The 20889-nt window shown below is 26.0% G+C and carries 23 protein-coding genes; 19 read left to right on the forward strand and 4 right to left on the reverse strand.

The window, feature by feature from the left end:
- Positions 1-39 precede the first annotated feature (39 nt).
- The 3 genes from BN6774_RS10100 (at position 40) to BN6774_RS10110 (ending at position 1651) form a co-directional block, all read left to right on the forward strand.
- On the forward strand, positions 40-231 hold the full coding sequence (locus BN6774_RS10100; protein ID WP_066893218.1) for a DUF1450 domain-containing protein: 192 nt from the start codon (positions 40-42) through the stop codon (positions 229-231).
- Between the two features lie 82 nt (positions 232-313).
- Positions 314-1189: a DMT family transporter gene (locus BN6774_RS10105; protein WP_066893220.1), complete on the forward strand. Its 876-nt coding sequence runs from the start codon at positions 314-316 to the stop codon at positions 1187-1189.
- A 69-nt stretch (positions 1190-1258) separates the two neighbouring features.
- Positions 1259-1651, forward strand: a complete 393-nt coding sequence (locus BN6774_RS10110; RefSeq protein ID WP_066893223.1) for a PTS sugar transporter subunit IIA domain-containing protein — start codon at positions 1259-1261, stop codon at positions 1649-1651.
- A 32-nt stretch (positions 1652-1683) separates the two neighbouring features.
- Here BN6774_RS10110 and BN6774_RS10115 read toward each other — a convergent pair whose 3' ends face one another.
- Together BN6774_RS10115 and BN6774_RS10120 are read right to left on the reverse strand one after the other, a co-directional pair.
- Positions 1684-2121, reverse strand: coding sequence for a GatB/YqeY domain-containing protein (locus tag BN6774_RS10115; protein ID WP_066893225.1), 438 nt, complete (start codon positions 2119-2121; stop codon positions 1684-1686).
- Positions 2122-2216: 95 nt separating this feature from the next.
- Positions 2217-3077 (reverse strand): S66 peptidase family protein, encoded by an 861-nt coding sequence (locus tag BN6774_RS10120; protein ID WP_066893227.1) that lies wholly within the window; start codon positions 3075-3077, stop codon positions 2217-2219.
- A 155-nt stretch (positions 3078-3232) separates the two neighbouring features.
- Between BN6774_RS10120 and BN6774_RS10125 the strand changes: the two genes are divergently transcribed.
- From BN6774_RS10125 to BN6774_RS10150, 6 genes are all read left to right on the forward strand, one after another.
- Positions 3233-3640, forward strand: coding sequence for a reverse transcriptase-like protein (locus BN6774_RS10125; protein WP_066893229.1), 408 nt, complete (start codon positions 3233-3235; stop codon positions 3638-3640).
- Positions 3641-3712: 72 nt separating this feature from the next.
- Positions 3713-4093 carry a desulfoferrodoxin gene (locus tag BN6774_RS10130; protein ID WP_066893231.1) on the forward strand — a complete coding sequence of 127 codons (381 nt, stop codon included), beginning with the start codon at positions 3713-3715 and terminating at the stop codon, positions 4091-4093.
- 87 nt (positions 4094-4180) lie between these two features.
- Positions 4181-5332 (forward strand): MFS transporter, encoded by a 1152-nt coding sequence (locus BN6774_RS10135; RefSeq protein WP_066893233.1) that lies wholly within the window; start codon positions 4181-4183, stop codon positions 5330-5332.
- Positions 5333-5336: 4 nt separating this feature from the next.
- Positions 5337-6026: a M48 family metallopeptidase gene (locus BN6774_RS10140; protein ID WP_066896600.1), complete on the forward strand. Its 690-nt coding sequence runs from the start codon at positions 5337-5339 to the stop codon at positions 6024-6026.
- Between the two features lie 98 nt (positions 6027-6124).
- Positions 6125-6352 (forward strand): TIGR04540 family protein, encoded by a 228-nt coding sequence (locus BN6774_RS10145; protein ID WP_066893235.1) that lies wholly within the window; start codon positions 6125-6127, stop codon positions 6350-6352.
- Between the two features lie 63 nt (positions 6353-6415).
- The gene (locus BN6774_RS10150; protein WP_066893237.1) at positions 6416-7036 is read left to right on the forward strand and encodes an NUDIX hydrolase; all 621 of its coding nucleotides are present in this window, start codon (positions 6416-6418) and stop codon (positions 7034-7036) included.
- Positions 7037-7094: 58 nt separating this feature from the next.
- On the opposite strand, the gene BN6774_RS10155 is transcribed toward BN6774_RS10150, so the two are convergent.
- Positions 7095-8381, reverse strand: coding sequence for an NCS2 family permease (locus tag BN6774_RS10155; RefSeq protein ID WP_066893239.1), 1287 nt, complete (start codon positions 8379-8381; stop codon positions 7095-7097).
- A 323-nt stretch (positions 8382-8704) separates the two neighbouring features.
- Here BN6774_RS10155 and BN6774_RS10160 point away from each other — a divergent pair, with 323 nt between their 5' ends.
- Together BN6774_RS10160 and BN6774_RS10165 are read left to right on the forward strand one after the other, a co-directional pair.
- Entirely contained in the window at positions 8705-8971 is a 267-nt protein-coding gene (locus BN6774_RS10160; RefSeq protein ID WP_066893241.1) for a metal-sensing transcriptional repressor, read from the forward strand.
- Positions 8972-8989: 18 nt separating this feature from the next.
- On the forward strand, positions 8990-9193 hold the full coding sequence (locus tag BN6774_RS10165) for a heavy-metal-associated domain-containing protein (protein ID WP_066893243.1): 204 nt from the start codon (positions 8990-8992) through the stop codon (positions 9191-9193).
- Positions 9194-9283: 90 nt separating this feature from the next.
- Here the strand turns inward: BN6774_RS10165 and BN6774_RS10170 are convergent, their stop codons facing one another.
- Positions 9284-9727, reverse strand: coding sequence for a MarR family winged helix-turn-helix transcriptional regulator (locus BN6774_RS10170; protein ID WP_066893245.1), 444 nt, complete (start codon positions 9725-9727; stop codon positions 9284-9286).
- Between the two features lie 157 nt (positions 9728-9884).
- Between BN6774_RS10170 and BN6774_RS10175 the strand changes: the two genes are divergently transcribed.
- From BN6774_RS10175 to BN6774_RS10210, 8 genes are all read left to right on the forward strand, one after another.
- Positions 9885-12113: an ABC transporter ATP-binding protein gene (locus tag BN6774_RS10175; protein WP_066893247.1), complete on the forward strand. Its 2229-nt coding sequence runs from the start codon at positions 9885-9887 to the stop codon at positions 12111-12113.
- On the forward strand, positions 12110-13969 hold the full coding sequence (locus BN6774_RS10180; protein WP_066893249.1) for an ABC transporter ATP-binding protein: 1860 nt from the start codon (positions 12110-12112) through the stop codon (positions 13967-13969). The genes BN6774_RS10175 and BN6774_RS10180 overlap by 4 nt, the downstream gene beginning before the upstream one ends.
- Positions 13970-14141: 172 nt before the next feature.
- A complete protein-coding gene (locus BN6774_RS10185; protein ID WP_084766979.1) occupies positions 14142-15305 on the forward strand; it encodes a galactokinase in 1164 nt (387 codons plus the stop codon).
- Between the two features lie 11 nt (positions 15306-15316).
- The gene (galE, locus tag BN6774_RS10190) at positions 15317-16303 is read left to right on the forward strand and encodes a UDP-glucose 4-epimerase GalE (protein WP_066893251.1); all 987 of its coding nucleotides are present in this window, start codon (positions 15317-15319) and stop codon (positions 16301-16303) included.
- A gap of 8 nt (positions 16304-16311) precedes the next feature.
- The gene (galT, locus tag BN6774_RS10195; protein ID WP_066893254.1) at positions 16312-17829 is read left to right on the forward strand and encodes a UDP-glucose--hexose-1-phosphate uridylyltransferase; all 1518 of its coding nucleotides are present in this window, start codon (positions 16312-16314) and stop codon (positions 17827-17829) included.
- Between the two features lie 151 nt (positions 17830-17980).
- The gene (locus tag BN6774_RS10200) at positions 17981-19003 is read left to right on the forward strand and encodes a LacI family DNA-binding transcriptional regulator (protein ID WP_268873139.1); all 1023 of its coding nucleotides are present in this window, start codon (positions 17981-17983) and stop codon (positions 19001-19003) included.
- Positions 19004-19230: 227 nt separating this feature from the next.
- The gene (locus BN6774_RS10205) at positions 19231-20160 is read left to right on the forward strand and encodes a diacylglycerol/lipid kinase family protein (RefSeq protein ID WP_066893258.1); all 930 of its coding nucleotides are present in this window, start codon (positions 19231-19233) and stop codon (positions 20158-20160) included.
- Positions 20161-20183: 23 nt separating this feature from the next.
- On the forward strand, positions 20184-20888 hold the full coding sequence (locus BN6774_RS10210) for an ABC transporter ATP-binding protein (protein WP_066893260.1): 705 nt from the start codon (positions 20184-20186) through the stop codon (positions 20886-20888).
- Position 20889 lies beyond the last annotated feature (1 nt).

The raw sequence follows: 20889 nt of genomic DNA on the forward strand, positions 1-20889 counted from the left end.
ATAAAGAAAAAGGTAATTGTAATGAAAAAGGAGAAAAATATGATATCTGTTTGTCCCATTTGTTCAGGAATTGATGTAAATAAATTAGAATTAAAATTTGGATCTGAAAATGTTGAAGTAGGATGTATAGGAGAATGTGGTGGTAGAGATGGTTTAACCATAGGCTATGCTAATGGTAAGTATATTGAAGCTGAAACAGAAGAACAATTTATTAGTGAAATTGAAGAGTAAATTTAAAACCCTAGCGAGAATTCCTAGGGTTTTTGATTTTTTTAAAATTTAAATGTATTATAGTTTGGTAAGGAGTGATAAAATGAATGATTTAAGTAACAGAGTTAAAGGAATAATATTTATAACTTTTTCAGCCTTTGGATTTGCAGGAATGTCAGCTTTTGTTAAACTTGCAGGGGAATTACCTTCCTTCCAAAAAACTTTTTTTAGAAATTTAGTTTCTTGTATAATTGCTCTAATATTCATTATAAAAAATAAGGAGAGTTTCTTTGGTAAAAAGGAAAGTCAAAAGTTATTAATATTAAGATCTACTTTAGGTACAATAGGAATAGTTCTTAATTATTATTCAATTGATAAATTGATACTATCAGATGCTAATATGCTTAATAAACTAAGCCCATTTTTTGTAATAATTTTTTCAGCCTTATTTTTAGGAGAAAAAATTAACTTGAAACAGATTATAGCTATAATAATTGCTTTTATAGGAGCATTGTTTATAATTAAGCCAAGCTTCAATTTAGATATGTTTCCATTTATTATTGGAATCTTAGGTGCCGTTTTTGCAGCAGGTGCATATACTTGTTTAAGAACCTTAGGTTCTAAAGAAAAGCATTATACAATAGTATTTTATTTTTCATTATTTTCATTAATAGTAATTTTCCCTTTTATGATGGCAGTATATAGACCTATGACATCATTACAGTTATTCTATCTATTAATGGCAGGAGTTTTTGCTAGTGTAGGGCAATTTGGTATTACTATAGCATATAAATATGCTCCAGCTAAGGAAATATCAATTTTTGATTATTCTAATATAATATTTTCTGCTGTAATTAGCTTTATTGTTTTTGGTGCTTTACCAGATACATTAAGCTTTATTGGATATGGAGTAATTTTTATAGCTTCACTATATATGTTTATATATAATAAAAAATTAGATAAAGTAGAAGGAAAGTAATTTATATTTAAACATTTATTGACAAATTTCATATAATGAAATATATCAATGTTTATTAGGTGTATAAAATTGATAGGATTTATTATTATTGGTCATGGAAAGTTTGCTTCTGGAATATATAGTGCTTGTAGATCCTATAAGAATAATTATTGTAATGTCAGAGTAATTGATTTTCCTGGTAATGATATACTTAAATTAGACAATAGTATTAAAGAAGCTTTTAATGAACTAGATAGATATGATAGCATAGTAGTATTTTGTGATTTATACGAAGGAAGTCCATTTAAGAGTATTATTACCAATTTAAATTATAATAATAAATATATAGTTTTATCTGGTGTAAATTTACCAATAGTATTGGAAGGTATTACAATAGGGCAATATAAAAAATGTGATGCATACAATTTAGTTAAAATTTTAAAAAAACAATTTCCTGAAACTTTATATTTAAATATTAGTTAGTAATAAAATAATCCTCCATTTGGAGGATTATTTTATTTAAGAATATCTTTTACCATTGGGTTAATTTTAGATCTATCAAATTTACCATTAACCTTTGGCATTATTTCTTTCATTATTTTTCCCATATCAGAAGGACCATAATTTCCATTTGAAATTATTTCTTTAAGCATTTCTTTAACTTCATCTTCGCTTAATTGTGCAGGAAGATAAGGAGTAAGTAAAGTAATTGCAAAATTACCTTCGTCTATCTTAGATTCATCATTTAATTGGATAGCATATTGAAGAGTTTCTTTTACCTGTTTAAGTTGCTTTTCTATAATTTTAATAACTATTTCATCAGTAGCATCTTTTCTTTCATTTACTTCATATGCTTTAATTTCAGCATTAACTAATCTCAATACACTTACTGTTTGTTTATCTCTAGCTTTCATTGCAGCTATTTCATTTTTTTTCAGTTCTTCTTTTAACATAACTTCACCTCAAAATATTAATTATAATAAACTAAGTTTATCATAGTATAAATTATAACTTTATTAAAATATTATTTCAACAATGGAAAGCTTAACTATTTTAATATAATTCTTTTTCCAATAGGAACTGCTTTTGAATTAGGACCATGACCTAAATCAGAAGTTTTTATAATAGAAAAATCATAATCTTTCAATTTATTTAATATTAACTTTTCTAACTCCAATTCATCATAAGTTTTCTCGAATTCAGTAAAGGTTCCTAAAATTAGTCCTTTAATTTTAGAAAATGCTCCAATCTGTTTGTACTGTGTAATGAAAGTTGAAATTTTATTAATATCACCACTTAAAGCTTCTAAAAATAAAATTTTGTTTTCAAATGATGGCATATATTCAGTTCCTGCTAGCTTTAAGAAACAGCGTATATTTCCTCCTATTAAAGTACCTTCCATATAATTTCCTCTTATAAATTTATAATTAACTTCTCTTAACATGTCAGTATCTTTAAAAAAAACTTCTTTAAAATATTTAATTTGATTTTCGCTATCTTCTCTTATTAGGTTTCTAAGTTGATAATTAAAATTAATTGAATTTGTTTTAGTATATAGTGAATTTAAAATAACAGTTAAATCACTATAACCAATAAAGGGAATATTAGAGTTTAAAATTATATCATAGTTTAAATAATCTAAAATTTCATTACATAAATCTCCACCAGATAAATCAAATATAGCTTTAATATTTTTATTATTATATAAATTCATAAGTTCATTAGCCCTGAATTTTTCATCCTCAGTATTGTTATTACTATTTTTATATAAAGCCTTTGAAATAACTACATTTAAATTTAAAGAGTATAATAAATCAGTCAAAGTATTTACTTTTTCTTTTGTATCATTGCTTAGCCCATTAGAACATGAAATTAATCCAATAGTATCATTTTCTTTTAAAATGCTCATTTTGCCCCTCCTATTGAGTATGGTTTCTTAAATTATATAAAATATAATAACTATTCTACATTTATATGAATTATATTTCAAATTTAAAGTATTTAAGAATAATAAAAATAAATAGGGAATAGTCTATAAGGTATAAGTTTATTGTTGGAGGATATATGAAATACAAACTTTATGTAAGTGGATGTTGTAATAACACTCGAAATTTAGACAGCGATATGGGGATTGGTGGAGTAATTTTAAATGACAATTGTAAAGAAGTTATTTTTTCTAAAGATGTCGGAAAGGGAACTGTGATAGAAGCTCATGTACATGCAATTTTATATGGAATTGAAGAAATAATTAATAATGGTGATGTAAGTAGTATAGAGGTCTATAGTACAAATTTAATGATAATAAACTATATGAATAATAAAATTATAGATATACCTATAAGGATTAAACCAATTATCAGAAATTTGATGGAATTTACAGAAAAATTAAAATTAAGCATAAATTATGAGTATTTAGAAGTAAATGACTACAAATATGTGAGAAACTTAGCTGAAGAGGCTTTAAGGATATAAGAAAAATTTGTAAAGTTTGATGAAAAGTAGTAAACTATATATAATAATTATTATTAATAAGGAGTGATTTTAATGGTAAAAAAATTACAAGTGTACAAATGTGAAATTTGTGGTAACATGGTGGAAATATTAAATGACGCTGGTGGAACTTTAGTTTGCTGTGGTAAGCCAATGACATTATTGAATGAAAATACTGTTGATGCAGCAGTAGAAAAACATATACCAGTAGCAGAGGAAAAAGACGGAGAATTGCTAGTTAAAGTTGGCGAAGTTGAACATCCTATGGTAGATGAACACTTTATTCAATGGGTAGAGGTAATAACTAAGGATGGACAGGTTCTAAGACAACACTTAAATCCAGGTGAAAAACCAGTTGCTACATTCAAATTTAAAGGTGATGTAGATAGAGTTAGAGAATACTGTAATCTACATGGATTATGGAGTAATAAGTAAAAAGTTAGGCTATCTTTTATAGATAGCCTTTTATATTTCTTGAAATTATTATAATATATAAGAAATAATATAAATGGAGGTCTACAAATGAAAAAGTATTACGGTTTAACTACTTTTCTTACCTTTGGGGTTTTTAGTATTTTAACAACTTTTTATTTCCCATATTTAAATCAAGAAATAGGGTTAACCCTTAGCGAAGTTGGGAGAGTAGTTTCAGTAGGAGCATTGTTTACTTTAATTTTTCAGCCAATACTTTCAAATAAGTTTTCTAAATCAGATAATAAAAATAGATTTATTCTTTTCTATTTAGTTTTAGTTTTTACAGCTATAATAGGACTTATGGTTATAAATAAAGATTTAACAATTTTATTTGCACCTATTTATGGAGGTATTTTAGGATCTTTAGCTGGTATTTTTGAAGTATATATTGAAGAACTCTGTATAAAAAGTAAGTATGAATTCTCAGATATAAGAAAATGGGGATCTATTGGATATGCAATAATAGTATTTATTTCTGGAATTGTTATAAATAAATTTGGATACAAAATTCTCCATATAATTGCTCTAATAATGATAGTTTCAATGATGGCAGTTATTTTATTTAAATTTAAAGATACTATACAGATTAGAAAAAATAATAGTAAGATTAAATTCATAGACTTATTTAAGAATAGGAATATTATCTTACTTATAGTAGTTGTTTTTTTAGGAATGGGTAGTTATATGGGATTAGATTTTGCTTATTCATCTTATTTAGTTGATATAGTAGGAGATGTAAATAAAGCAAATGAAATATATAGTAGTTCTATAAGTTTTAGAGTTGTTATTGAGTTTTTTTCTTTTATGATAATATCTAAATATTTAATTAATTCTAATAGTAAAAAATGCTTAACAATAGCCTTATCTATAGCAGCAATAAAAATATTACTGTTTTCTACTGGAAATGTATTTTTAATAGTTATAGGGGATCAATTACATGGCATTATGTATGGATTATATTTAAGCTTTTTATTTAAATATCTAAGGGATATTTTAAGTCATGATTCAATTGCTACTTCCTTTGCAGTTTTGTCAGTACTAAGTACTGGTGGATCTAACTTTATTTATCCATCTATATATAGCCTAGTTCAAGATATGTTTGGTTACTTTGGGATGTACCTTTTAGGATTTATATTGATAATTATATCTGTTGTTATTTTCTTTATTTTCTTACCCAATCCCAAAAAAATATCTAGGTAAAGTTATGAGAAGATGTATTAAGTTAAAAGAAAAGGATATCTATTATAATTTGGTGCTAAAAGATAAAAAAAATATTTCTATAAAAATAAATAAAGATGGGGAAATTATTGTTTATGCTCCTATAGGGATTAGTTATTCATATATTGAAACTCTATTAAGAAAAAAGCAAAATTGGATAATTAATAATGTAAATAATCTAAAAAACAGCTGTTATAATAAGGATGATAAGGTTATTTTCTTAGGAATTGAATATATAAGAAAAATAGAACAAGCAAATAAGGATAAAGTATATATAAAAGGTGATTTTGTTTATATAAAAACTAAAGAAATTAATAGTAAATATATAAATAAAGTATTAAGAGATTGGTATATAGAACAAGCTGAAAGCCTTCTTATTAATAGAGTAAATAAGTTATCAATAAAAAATAATTTGTTACCTTCTAAAATTATAATAAAAAACCAGAAATCAAGGTGGGGAAGCTGTAATAGTAAAAAAGAAATACGATTAAATTGGCGGCTTATTTTAATGCCATATGATATAATAGATTACATCATAATACATGAATTATGTCATTTAAAACAAATGAATCATTCTAAAGAGTTTTGGAATCTAGTAGAAAGTATTGTTCCTAATTATAAAGAATTAGAGAAATGGCTTAAAGAAAATGGAAGATTAATTATTATGATAGAATAATATAGTTTTTTGACAAAGATGAATAAATTATACTAGAAAAAGCTAATAAATAGCTTTATAATATATGTAATTACATTAGATAATATAAGGAGATTAAAATGAGAGCAGTTTATAGAAATCCAAAAGAATTAGCAACATGTTTAAAGGACTTAGTAGATAATTATTTGGAGTTTTTAATAAGTTATGATGAACTAGAGGAAAAAGTGAAAAAGATAGTTTCAGCAAATGGAGATAGAGTTTATAGGGATGGAATATTTTCTTCAAAGTTATATCCATACTTAGGTGATGAAAGAGTAGAAATTATTAACAAAATTATTAAAAATTAAAATAAACCTCCTTAAAGATTAGTATTCTTTAAGGAGGTTTTATAATCTTATAAAGGGGTAACTATGATGAGAGAAGAGATATTAAAATTATTTGAAAATTATAATCCATATATTAATGGATGGGAAAGTATGAAAAGAGCTTCAGTAGCTATACTAATGGTTGATATAGATAATAAAACCAATATAGTTTTTCAAGTTAGAGCACTACACATGAGAAATCAACCAGGTGACATATCATTACCTGGCGGAAAAATTGAAGAAAATGAGAATCCAAAAAAAACTGTAATAAGAGAAGTTTGTGAAGAGTTAGGATTAATAAAAAGTGATTTTCATATAGCTCAAGAATTAGATTTACTTGTAACCCATTATGGATTAATAGTCCATCCATTTTTAGGATATATAAAAAATTTAAATAATATAAAAATTAATAAAGATGAGGTTGATCATATATTTTTTGTGCCAATTGAAAATTTAATTAATATAGAACCTTTACAAATATTAAGTGAAATAAATGTAAGTAGAAGTGAAATTTTCCCCTACAATTTAATTAATGGTGGAGAAAATTATAATTTTAAAAAAGGTACTTATAAGTCTTTGTTTTATATTTATAAAAACTATACTATTTGGGGAATGACAGCTTTAATAGTAGAAAATTTTATAAACTTTATAAAGAAAAACAATTGAAAATATATATTTAGGGCTGCTTAAAACAGCCCTTTAACTTTAAAATTATATATTATAATTATATTGAATTTAAAATAAAATAAAAAATGAATATAAATGATATTATATACATAGTTACTGATATTTCTTTATCTTTTTTAGTTGCTAGTTTCATTATTGTATATGATATAAATCCAAATGCTATTCCGTCTATGATACTAAATGTTAATGGAATTAATACTATAATTAAAAAACAAGGAATTGCTTCTGAAATATCGTTAAAATCAATATGAACGATTCCTTTAATCATTAAACTTCCAATTACAATTAATATTGGAGCTATAACTTCGTTTGGAATTATGTTTATAAAAGGAATAAATAATAATGAGACTAATAATAGTATTCCTGTTATACATGAAGTTAAACCAGTTTTACCTCCAGCAGCTATACCAGCAGTTCCTTCAACGGTTGAAACAGAAGGGCTCGTTCCAAGAAGACTACAAGCTATTGTTGATAAGGCTATGGAGTTTAATGCTTTGCTTTGCTTTTTAGGACTTTTTAAAAGTCCATTTATTTGACCGTGAAGCAGTCCTATATTTTCAAAAACTAAAACTAAAGTTAATGAAAATGTTGAAATCCAAAACTTTGAATTAAAAAATTCACTTAAATCAATGTTAAAAAATATTTCTCTATATTGATTAAAATTTGGTAATTCAAAATTCAAGCTTGATAAATCAACAAATTTAAATAAAATTGCTATTATAGTTCCAACTATTATACTTATTAAAAAGTTACCTGGAATATTTTTAGCAAAAAGTATAATTGTTAGTATAAAAATAAATATAAAAAATATTATCTTTGGATTTGATATATCTCCGATTTTTACCAAAGTTGAAGGATCTGATATAATTAGGCCACTTTTTTGGAATCCTAAAAATGTTATAAAAAGACCTATACCAATTGTAATTGACTCTTTTAATGAACTTGGTATTGATTTATCTAAAATCTTAGATAAAGGTGTAATAGCAATTATTAAAAATAATAATCCAGATATAAATACGCTACCTAATGCTTGATTAAAAGTTAGCCCCATACCTAAAACAATAGTATAAGTAAATAAGGCATTAATCCCCATACCAGGCATTATTATAAGGGGAGTATTAATTATAAATGCAACTAATAAACATCCTATAAATGAAGCTAAAACTGTTGCTATTATAAGTGGCTCTTGAGATATACCTCCATCACTTAGTATACTTGCATTAACCACAATAATGTATACTGCGGCAAAAAAAGAAGTTAAACCTGCTATTAGCTCGGTTTTAAAATTTGTATTATGTTCTTTTAGTTTAAATATTTTGTCCATCCTTTCTGTAAAACCTCTTTTCTTTTTCCCTCTCCCACCCACATCTTTATTAGATGCTTAATTATTATAACATCTAAATTTATTTTAAAAATAATAATTTTAAAACAAATCATTAAAATCAACAAAAAAGTCAAAATATCGTCATATTATTTAATTTTAAGCAAATTATAAAAAAATATTCATTAGAGTAATGATTTATTATTTTTGTAGTTTGAATATAGTTTTATATTAAAGAAAATAATAGGACTAGAAACTATGTTGACAAAAATAATATAAAGATTATAATTTATATATACACCCCTATGGGGTGGGGAGGTGTTGATATGAATAATGAAAGAAAAAAAGCTTTACAATCTTTAAAAACTGCTAGGGGGCAAATAGAGGGTATTATAAAAATGATTGAAGATGATAGGTATTGTATTGATATATCAAATCAGATATTTGCAGCTCAATCATTATTGAAAAAAGCTAATTTGATAATTTTAGAAAATCATTTATCTCATTGTGTTAAAGATGCGTGTATTAGTGGAGATGGTGATGAAAAAATAAAAGAGATAATGAAAATATTAGATAAAGTAATAACAAAATAATATTAAGGAGGAATTTATATGAAAAAAATAATTAAAATTGAAGGTATGAGTTGTAATCATTGTGTTTCACATGTTAAAGAAGCTTTAGAAAATATTAAAGATGTTAATGTTTTAGAAGTTAATTTAGAGAATAAAAATGCTCTTGTTGAAACAGAAGTAGATAATAATATATTAAAAAATGCTATAGAAGAAGAAGGGTATGATGTTATTTCTATAGATTAAAGAGAATAATTTCGCCTGCCAGTTTTTCCACGGTAAACTTAGAAAGGTTATATACGCTAAAAATCGACGACTCCAAAGTCGTCGATTTTTTTATTTTAACTTTAATATTATTTTATGCATATCTTTTATTATAAAACTAAGTTCTATTAAGTCCTCTTCTTCTAAAGAAGAAAGTTTATCTATTAAATTATTTTTTATCTCTATTTTCTTCTCTTTTAAAAAATTATGTGCTTTCTCAGTTAATTCAACATTTATTTTTCTTCTATCATTTGGATCTTGATATCTATCAACGTATCCGTCACTAATTAACTTATCTATAATAGGAGTCATATTAGGTTTTGATATATCTAAACATTTAGCCATTTGGGATACTGACATTGATTTTTTATGTGAAAGATAAAAAATTACTTTTATATGTGATGGAGGCAAAATACTTCCCTTAATCATTTCACTTGGATTTAAAAGCTTGTTATGTATTTGCACTAATAAATCTAACAATTCACTAGTTAAAGTATTCATATCATTATTATTCATAAATGTTCCTCCTAATCATTTGTTAATTTTATTATAAACTATTTTTTTTAGTTATACAAGTATAATTGTTATTGACATATAATAGTTATGAAAATATAATTAATATATATTTATAATAAAAAATATAAATGCTTATTTTGAAAGGAGACAAAATAAAATGATGAAGCTATCAAAGTACTTAAAACCATTTATAGGTTCTATCATTGCTGTAATAATACTATTATTTGTGCAAGCTGTTAGTGAGTTGTCGCTACCGGATTATATGTCCAATATAGTAAATGTAGGAATACAACAAGGTGGAATTAAAAACTCAGCTCCAGAAGCCATAAGAAAAAGTGAATTTGATAAGTTACTATTATTTATAGAGGATAATAATACAAAATTAATAGAGGATAATTATAAATTAATCAATAAAGATATTTTATCCGAAAATGAGTATAATGATTACTTGAAAAAATATCCTATTATAGAAAATGAGGATATATACGTACTAAATACAAAGGATAAGACTATTATAGAAAAAATAAATTCTATTTTAGCTAAACCAGAACTTATAGTTTCTGGACTTAACTCTGGTGATTTCGGTGGAGAAGAGTTTAAAAGCCAAATGAATTTACCACAAAATACTGATATATTTCTAGTTTTAAAAAACTTACCTAAAGAACAATTTAATCAAATTCTAAATGGAATTAATGAAAAGTTTAATGAAATGCCGGATAGTATAATTCAGCAATCATCAGTATCTTTTGTAAAAGATGAATATAAAGCTATTGGAGTAAATACTGATAAATTACAAACAAATTATATAGCTTTAGCTGGATTAAAAATGTTAGGAATAGCATTAATAAGCATGGTTGCAACTGTTATTGTTGGATTACTTTCAGCAAGAATAGCAGCTGGTCTAGGCAAAACATTAAGAGGGGATGTTTTTAAGAAAGTTACTAAATTTTCAAATGCTGAATTTGATAAATTTTCTACTGCATCTTTAATTACAAGAAGTACTAATGATATACAACAAATACAAATGCTAATGGTTATGTTATTTAGAATAGTATTCTATGCTCCTATTTTAGGAATAGGTGGTGTAATAAAAGTTTTAAGAACTGATACAAACATGACTTGGATTATTGCAATAGGAGTTATTTTAATAACTATTTTAGTAAGTATATTATTTACTTTTGCAATGCCTAAATTTAAGTCAGTTCAAAAGCTTATTGATAAGCTTAACTTAGTAACTAGAGAAAGCTTAACTGGAATGCTAGTTATAAGAGCTTTTAGTACAGAAAAACATGAGGAAGAAAGATTTAATAAAGCAAATATAGATTTAACAAAAACAAATCTCTTTGTAAATAGATTAATGTCCTCTATGATGCCTATTATGATGCTTATTATGAATGGATTAACATTATTAATAGTATGGGTTGGAGCTCATCAAGTAGATTTAGGAACAATGCAAGTAGGAGATATGATGGCATTTATGCAATACGCTATGCAAATAATAATGTCATTCTTAATGATTTCAATGATTTCAATAATGCTTCCACGTGCATCAGTATCTGCTCAACGTATAAGCGAAGTACTTTATACTGATATATCTATAAAAGATAATAAAGAAACTAAAAAATTCAATAATTCTAAAAAAGGATTAGTTGAATATAAAAATGTAAGCTTTAAATATCCAGGTGCTGAAGACTACGTAATTGAAAATATTAGTTTTACTGCCAAGCCTGGTGAAACAACAGCAATAATAGGTAGTACAGGTAGTGGAAAATCCACTTTAATAAACTTAATGCCAAGATTTTACGATGTATCTAAAGGTAGTATAACTGTTGATGGAGTAGATATAAGAGAAGTTAATCAAAAAGAATTAAGAAGTAAAATAGGATACATTCCTCAAAAGGGAGTGTTATTCTCAGGAACTATTGAAAGCAATTTAAAATATGGGTCACCAAATGCAGATATTGAAGAGTTAAAGTTAGCTTCAGAAATTGCACAAGCAACAGAATTTATTGAAGCAAAACCAGATAAATATAATACAGAAATATCTCAAGGTGGATCAAATGTTTCTGGTGGTCAAAAACAAAGATTATCAATTGCTAGAGCATTAGTTAAAAAACCTGAAATATATATATTTGATGACAGTTTCTCTGCTTTAGACTTTAAAACAGATTCTGCATTAAGAAAAGCAATTAAAAGCAATATAAAAGATGCCACAATGATAATTGTAGCTCAAAGAATTAGTACAATTAAAGATGCTAATCAAATTTTAGTTTTAGATGAAGGAAAAATTGTAGGGATTGGAACTCATAAAGAGCTTCTAGAAAACTGCGAAGTTTATAAGCAAATAGCTTTATCACAACTTTCAAAGGAGGAACTAATGTCATGAGTAACGAAGTAAAAGGAAAAAGACATGGTGGCTTTGGTGGTCCAATGGGAGGAATGCATCTTGCCGGTGGAAAGGCCAAGGATTTTAAAGGAACATTAAAAAAATTACTAAATTACTTAAAACCATATAGATTGTCTATAATTATTGTACTAATTTTTGCAATTGGTAGTGCAGCTTTTTCAATAATTGGTCCTAAAATTTTAGGTAAAGCAACTACTAAGTTATTTGAAGGACTAATAAGTAAAATATCTGGAACATCGGGCACTGGAATAGATTTTACTTATATAGGTAAAATTATAGCTTTATTAGTAGTATTATATGTAATTAGTGCAGTATTTTCATTTATCCAAGGATTTATTATGTCTGGTGTTGCACAAAAAGTTTCATATAATTTAAGAAAAGAAATATCTATAAAAATTAATAAAATGCCATTAAAATATTTTGATAAAATGACACATGGTGAAGTTCTATCTAGAGTTACTAATGACGTAGATACTGTAAGTAATACTTTAAATCAAAGTTTATCACAAGTATTTACATCAATTACCACATTAGTTGGTGTACTAATAATGATGTTATCTATAAGTGTAACAATGACCTTAGCTGCTATTATAGTAGTTCCTTTATCAGGATTGCTTATATCTCTAGTAGTTAAAAAATCACAAAAGTATTTTAAAGAACAACAAACTTTTTTAGGTCATGTTAATGGACACGTGGAAGAAATATATAGTGGTCATAATATAATGAAGGCCTTCAATGGAGAAAATAAAGCTGTTGAAGAGTTTAATGAATTGAATGATACTTTATACAATTCAGCATGGAAATCTCAATTCTTATCTGGAATGATGATGCCAATAATGACTTTCATAGGAAATATTGGTTATGTTATTGTAACGATATTAGGTGGATATTTAACTGTTAAAAATTATATTGAAGTTGGAGATATTCAATCTTTTATTCAATATATAAGATCTTTTAATCAACCTATAGCACAAGCTGCTCAAATAGCTAATGTTCTTCAATCAACAGCAGCAGCTGCTGAAAGAGTTTTTGAATTCTTAGAAGAAGAAGAAGAATTAGATGATGCTGTTAATCCAATAAATGTTGAAGAAATAAAAGGTGAAGTTACATTCAAGAATGTTCACTTTGGATATAATGAAGATAAAATTATAATTAATGATTTTTCAAGTAAAATAAAACCTGGTCAAAGAATAGCTATTGTAGGACCTACTGGTGCTGGTAAAACTACAATTGTAAAACTTCTAATGAGATTCTATGAGTTAAATGGTGGAGAAATTTTATTAGATAATTATAATATAAATGATTTTAAAAGAAGTGATTTAAGAAAAATATTTGGTATGGTTCTTCAAGATACATGGCTATTTAATGGATCTATTATGGAAAATATAAGATATGGTAACCTTAATTCAAAGGATGAAGAAGTTATTGAAGCGGCAAAAGCTGCACATGTTCATCATTTTGTTAAAACTCTTCCTGATGGATATAATATGGAATTAAATGAAGACGCAAGTAATGTATCACAAGGACAAAAACAATTACTAACAATAGCACGTGCTATATTAGCTGATCCAAAAATATTAATATTAGATGAAGCAACAAGTTCTGTAGATACAAGAACTGAAGTTCTAATTCAAAAAGCTATGGATAATTTAATGAAGGGAAGAACAAGTTTCATAATTGCTCATAGATTATCAACAATCAGGGATGCTGATTTGATACTTGTTATGAAGGATGGAGATATAGTTGAACAAGGTACTCATAATGAACTGTTAAATAAAAATGGTTTCTACGCAAATTTATATAACAGTCAATTTGAAAGTTCTCAAGTATCTTAGTAATTTTAAAAGGATAGGTAGTAAATATATGCTACCTGTCCTTTTTTATTCTTACAGTAAAACTTTTAGTAAAATAATTAGTAAAATTTAAGTAAAAATCATTGAATTTATTTTACCTATATGATATTATTTAATTGAAAATAATTACAAAATATTTACTGGGAGTGATATTATGAGAGATAAAATTAATTCTATTTTTAAAAATGCTTTTGGTGATAACAATGAAACAAGAACTTTTTTTTCTCCAGGAAGAGTTAATTTAATTGGAGAACATACCGATTATAATGGAGGAAATGTTTTTCCATGTGCTTTAAGTTTTGGAACTTATGGCGTAATAAGATTAAGAGATGACAATAAAGTTAAAATGTACTCAGGAAATTTTGAAGAAATAGGTATTATAGAGTTTTCTTTAGATGATATTAAATATAAAGAACAAGATAATTGGGTGAATTATCCTAAAGGCGTAATTGATGTAATGAAAAAACATGGTTATAATATAAACAGAGGTTTTGATGTAGCTGTTTATGGAAATATACCAAATGGAGCTGGTTTATCTTCTTCAGCGTCATTAGAATTATTAATTGCAGTTATGATGGATAGTTTATTTGATTTCAATATAGACAGAGTTGATTTAGTAAAATTTTCTCAAGAAGCTGAAAATAAGTTTGTTGGTGTAAATTGTGGAATTATGGATCAATTTGCAATTGGTATGGGAAGAGAAAACAATGCTATTTTATTAGACTGTAATACTCTAAAATATAATTATTGTCCAGTAGCATTAAAAGATGAAGTATTAATAATAGCTAATACTAATAAAAGAAGAGGATTAGCTGATTCTAAATATAATGAACGTAGAAGTGAATGTGAAAAAGCTTTAGAGGAACTTAAAGCAAATTTAAATATTAAGGCTTTAGGAGAACTTTCAATAAATGAATTTGAAGAAAATAAAAATTTAATAAAAAATGATATAAGAATAAAAAGAGCAAAACATGCTGTATATGAGAACCAAAGAACTTTAATGGCTAAAGATGCTTTAGAACAAAATGATTTAACTACTTTTGGTAAACTTATGAATGAATCACATATTTCACTTAGGGATGATTATGAAGTTACTGGTATAGAGCTAGATACTCTAGTAGAATTATCTTGGAGTCAAGAAGGTGTTCTAGGTGCTAGAATGACTGGTGCAGGCTTTGGTGGTTGTACAGTAGCTTTAGTAAAGAAAGATAATGCTGATGATTTTATAAAAAATGTTGGACAAGGATATAAAGAAAAAATAGGATATGAAGCTAGTTTCTATATTGCCAATATTGGAAACGGAACTAGAGAAATTTAGGAGGTATTAATATGATATTAGTTTGTGGTGGAGCAGGATACATTGGAAGTCATGCTGTATATCAATTAATAGAAAGAGGAGAGGAAGTTGTTGTTGTAGACAATCTAGAAACTGGTCATAAAGAAGCAGTTAATCCTAGAGCTAAATTCTATAATGTAGATATCAGAAATGAAAAAGAACTTGATAAGGTATTTAAAGAAAATAATATTACTGAAGTAATACATTTTGCAGCTAATTCGTTAGTTGGAGAAAGTATGACTAATCCGTTAAAATATTATAATAATAATGTGCATGGTACAGAAGTACTATTAAAAGTTATGGTAGCAAATGATGTAAAGAAAATAGTATTTTCTTCTACAGCTGCAACTTATGGAGAAGCTACTAAAATGCCAATAGTAGAAACAGATAGAACTGAACCAACAAATGCTTATGGAGAAACAAAGCTTGCCATGGAAAAAATGATGAAATGGGCTGATATTGCTCATGGAGTAAAATATGTTTCATTAAGATATTTTAATGTTGCAGGTGCACATGTTAGTGGAAGTATTGGTGAAGATCACAGTCCAGAAACTCATTTAATACCATTAATACTTCAAGTTCCTCTAGGAAAGAGAGAATTTATATCAATATTTGGTGAAGATTATGATACAGAAGATGGTACATGTATTAGAGATTATATTCATGTAATAGACTTAGCTAATGCTCATATTTTAGCAATAGATTATTTAAGAAAAGGCAATAATAGTGACATATTTAATTTAGGAAATGGAAATGGTTTTTCTGTAAAAGAAATGATAGAAGCTGCAAGAAAAGTAACAGGTCATGAGATACCAGCTAAGATTTGTGATAGAAGAGCCGGTGACCCCGCTAGATTAATAGCATCTGCTGAAAAAGCTAGAAAAACTTTAAACTGGGAACCTAAGTATGATAATGTTGAAGATATAATAGCTTCAGCTTGGAAATGGCATGAAAATAATCCAAATGGGTTTAACAAGTAGGTGAAATTATGAGAATTTATAGGGATATCAAAAGATTAATAAAATATGGATTACAAAACAATCTCTTTGAAAAAGAAGATGAAATTTATGTTAGAAATAAAATATTAGATATTTTAAATATAGACGAATATGAAGATGTTGAAATAGAAGATGAAATTTTAAGTACTCCAACAGAGATTTTAAATAATCTATTAAACTACGCATATAAGAATAAAGTTTTAGAATCTAACTCTCCAATATATCGTGATTTATTAGATACTAAGATAATGGATTCATTAATGCCAAGACCTTCTGAAGTTATAAAAAATTTCTATAATAAATATGAGTATTCTAAAGAGGAAGCTACTAATTATTTTTATAATATTAGCAAAGCTTGTGATTATGTAAGAACTGATAGAATTGCACAAAATTTAGTATGGAAAACACCAACTGAATATGGTGATTTAGATATAACTATTAATTTATCTAAACCTGAAAAAGATCCTAAAGCTATTGCAGCTGCAAAAACTTTACCTCCTGCTAAATATCCAAAATGTCTTTTATGTAAGGAAAATGAAGGATATAGAGGTAGGTTGAATCATCCTGCAAGGCAAAATTTAAGAATAATTCCAATGAAATTAAAAAATGAAGAATGGTTTTTACAGTACTCACCTTATGCGTATTATAATGAACATTGTATAGTATTTGCTGGAGAACATGTTCCAATGAAAATAACTAAAGATACTTTTGATAGAAATTTAGAATTTGTTGAAAAGTTTCCACATTATTTTGTTGGATCTAATGCAGATTTACCTATAGTTGGAGGGTCTATATTAACTCATGACCACTATCAAGGAGGAAATTATAAATTTGCTATGGATAAGGCAAGTGACTATTTAAATTTTACAATAGAAAAATATAAAGATATTGATTTATCAATTGTAAAGTGGCCTTTAACAGTAGTAAGATTAAAAGGTAAAAATAGATTTTCAATAAGTGAATTAGCTGAAAAAATATTAAATCATTGGAGAAATTACACTGATTCTGAAGTAGAAGTATATGCATTTAGCAATGAAACACCTCACAATACTATAACTCCTATTGCTAGGAAAGTTAATGATAACTATGTATTAGACTTAGTTCTTAGAAATAATAGAACTAACTCAAAATATCCTGATGGGATATTCCATCCTCATAAGGAGCTTCATAACATTAAAAAAGAAAATATAGGATTAATAGAAGTTTTAGGATTAGCTGTATTACCAGCTAGACTTAAAGAAGAGTTAGAATCTATAAAAAAAGCACTATTAAATAAGGAAGAAAGTATTGATAACTACACTGATATTAACATTCATGCAAATTGGTATAAAGATATATTAAGTAATAATAAAGAAATTAATGAAGAAAATATTGACAAAATAATAGAAGATGAAGTAGGAAATGTTTTTAAAAAGGTTCTAGAACATTGTGGTGTGTTTAAATGGGATGATGATGGAAAGAAGGCAATGAAAAAATATATTGATAGCTTAAAATCATCAATAGTATAGTTATTTATAATTTATGTTAAAGATAATAATATAGAAATTATATTATTATCTTTACTTATTAAGGGTAATATTACGTTGGAAACTCATATTGATATTTTCTTTATTAACTTTTATTCTCAATAAAACTAGATACTAAAATTCATTAAAGGAGGTGCTTAAATTGGCAACAATTAAGGATATAGCTAAAGCAGCTGAAGTTTCTATTTCTACAGTTTCTAGAATACTTAATTTAGATAAGACATTGAATGTTTCAGAGGATACTAGAAAACGTGTATTAAGCATTGCAGAAGAAATGAACTATGTTACAATAAGAGAAAGAAAAAGTAAGCTTAATAATTATACTATTGGGATAGTTTGTTCTTTTACAGAAACAAAAGAATTAAGTGACCCTTATTTTTTATCTATACGAATGGCAATTGAAAAAAAATGTTTAGAAGAAAATATAGGATTTAAATCCTTATATTTTAGTAAAATTTTTAATGATGATTCCTATAATTATAAAGACTTAAGTGGAATAATTGCTATTGGAATTTTTCAAAAAGATGAAATTTTAAAACTTAAAGAATTATCTTCAAATATTGTATTTATAGATTCTTCACCGGAAGAGTGGGAGTTCGATTCTATAGTGGTAGATTTAAAATATGGAGCAAAAAAATCACTAGAATATTTATATAGTTTAGGTCATAAAAACATAGGTTATATTGGTGCAAAAGTAACTCCTCATAGCAGTAATGATGGAGTAGAGCTAGTGAATTATAGAGAATTAACTTATATAGAGTTTATGAATGGAATAAATAATTTTAAAGAAGAATGGATATTTAAAGGTAACTTCACACCAGAAGATGGATATATATTAATGAAAAAAGCATTAAATTTAAAAGAGATTCCTTCAGCATTTTTTATAGCAAGTGATCCTATGGCTGTTGGAGCTTATAAAGCTATTCAGGAGAAAGGATATAATATCCCAAATGATATAAGTATAGTGGGATTTGATGATATACCAACTGCTCAATATTTATCACCATCATTAACCACAGTGAAAGTTTATACTGATTTCATGGGAGAAACTGCCCTTGATGTTCTTATGGAAAGAATAAAAGATGAGAGATTATTGAGTAAGAAGGTTGTTCTACCAGTTAAATTAATAATAAGAGATAGTTGTAAATTATTATAATTTTAGCCCTATGAGTAAATTTAGCTTATAGGGTTTTTTATTATTTTTAGATTTAAAATTAAATATTTACTTATATTTAAAATACTATTTACAAATAGTATAAATATATAAGTTATTATTAGAGATATAGCATTATTTTTTAGTATTATAAGGAAATTAATGATAAAATATTCTTGTTATAGTATACTATTTCTAAATAAACTATTTAGAAAGAGAACGTGAATCTTATGACTATAAAAAAACATTTTTTTATTATAAATCCTGAGGCAGGTAAAATTAATATATCTACTAAAATAACTAAAGAAATAGATAATGCTTTCAAAAAATTAAATGAGGAATATAAAATTCATATTACTAAAGAAAAATATGATGCTACAGCTTATACAAGATCTATATGTGAATCTGAAAAAGGAAATCTAAGGTTTTATGCTTGTGGGGGAGATGGAACTTTAAATGAAGTAATAAATGGTTTAATAGGTTATAAAAACGCTAGTGTTTCTGTAATACCTTATGGTACAGGAAATGATTTTATAAAAAATTTTAATTCTATTTCAGGCTTTTATGATTTAAAAAAACAAATAGTTTCAGAAGAGACCAAAATAGATTTATTAAAGGTTAACGATAAATATTCTGTTAACTTATGTAATGTAGGCTTTGATGCTAAAGTTGCTGAAAATATGAACAAGTTTAAAAGGTTTCCTTTAATTAATGGACAAGGTGCCTATACACTTTCTGTATTTTACTCTTTATTTCAAAAAATGTATAGTAAGTTAGATATAACAATAGATAATAATGAGTTAATTCATGGTGATTTTTTATTATGTGTAATTGCTAATGGGGTAGCCTATGGTGGTGGATATAAAGGAGCACCTTTAGCTAAAATAGATGATGGATTAATTGATGTATGTTTAATTAAGAAAGTTTCGAGATTGAAATTAATTAAACTAATTAATATCTATAAAATTGGAAATCATTTAGATAATGATCAGATAAAAGAGTATTTTATTTATAAAAAGTGTAAAAATATAACCATTAGTTCTAAGAATAATTTTACTACTTGTATAGATGGTGAAATAATAAATGAGAATAATATAGATATATCAATAGATCCACAAGCTGTGAATTTTTTAGTTCCACATAAAGATATAGTTTACTAATTTAAAGAAAAGAGAGGATAATTATGAGTAGCTTTATAGAATTTAAGGATGTTAAAAAAACTTATAAGATGGGAGAAGTAGATATTGATGCTCTAAGAGGTGTATCATTTAATATAGAAAAAGGAGAAATAGTTATTGTTGCTGGAGCTAGTGGAGCTGGGAAAAGTACTATTTTAAATATTTTAGGGGGAATGGATACCTCGACTAGTGGAAAAATTGTTGTAGATAATAATGTTATTAGTAATTATTCTGAAAAAGACTTAATTTCATACAGACGTTTTGATATTGGATTTGTTTTTCAATTTTATAACTTGGTACAAAACTTAACTGCTTTAGAGAATGTTGAATTAGCAACTCAAATTTGTAAGAATCCTCTAAATCCATCTGATGTATTAAATGCAGTAGGATTAGAAGATAGAAAATATAATTTTCCAGCTCAATTATCAGGCGGAGAACAACAGAGAGTTGCAATAGCAAGAGCTCTTGCTAAAAATCCTAAATTACTTCTTTGTGATGAACCAACTGGGGCCTTAGATTATAATACGGGAAAATCAATACTTAAGTTATTGCAAGATACAGCTAGAAAATATAATATGACAGTAGTTATTATTACTCATAATCTTGCAATAACTCCTATGGGAGATAAAGTAATTAAAGTGAAAAATGGTATGATTGAAAGTATTACTTTAAATGAAAATCCTCTTCCAATAGAAAGGATTGAATGGTAAT

The organism is Clostridium nigeriense (genome assembly GCF_900086595.1).
Classification (GTDB): Bacteria; Bacillota; Clostridia; order Clostridiales; family Clostridiaceae; genus Clostridium; species Clostridium nigeriense.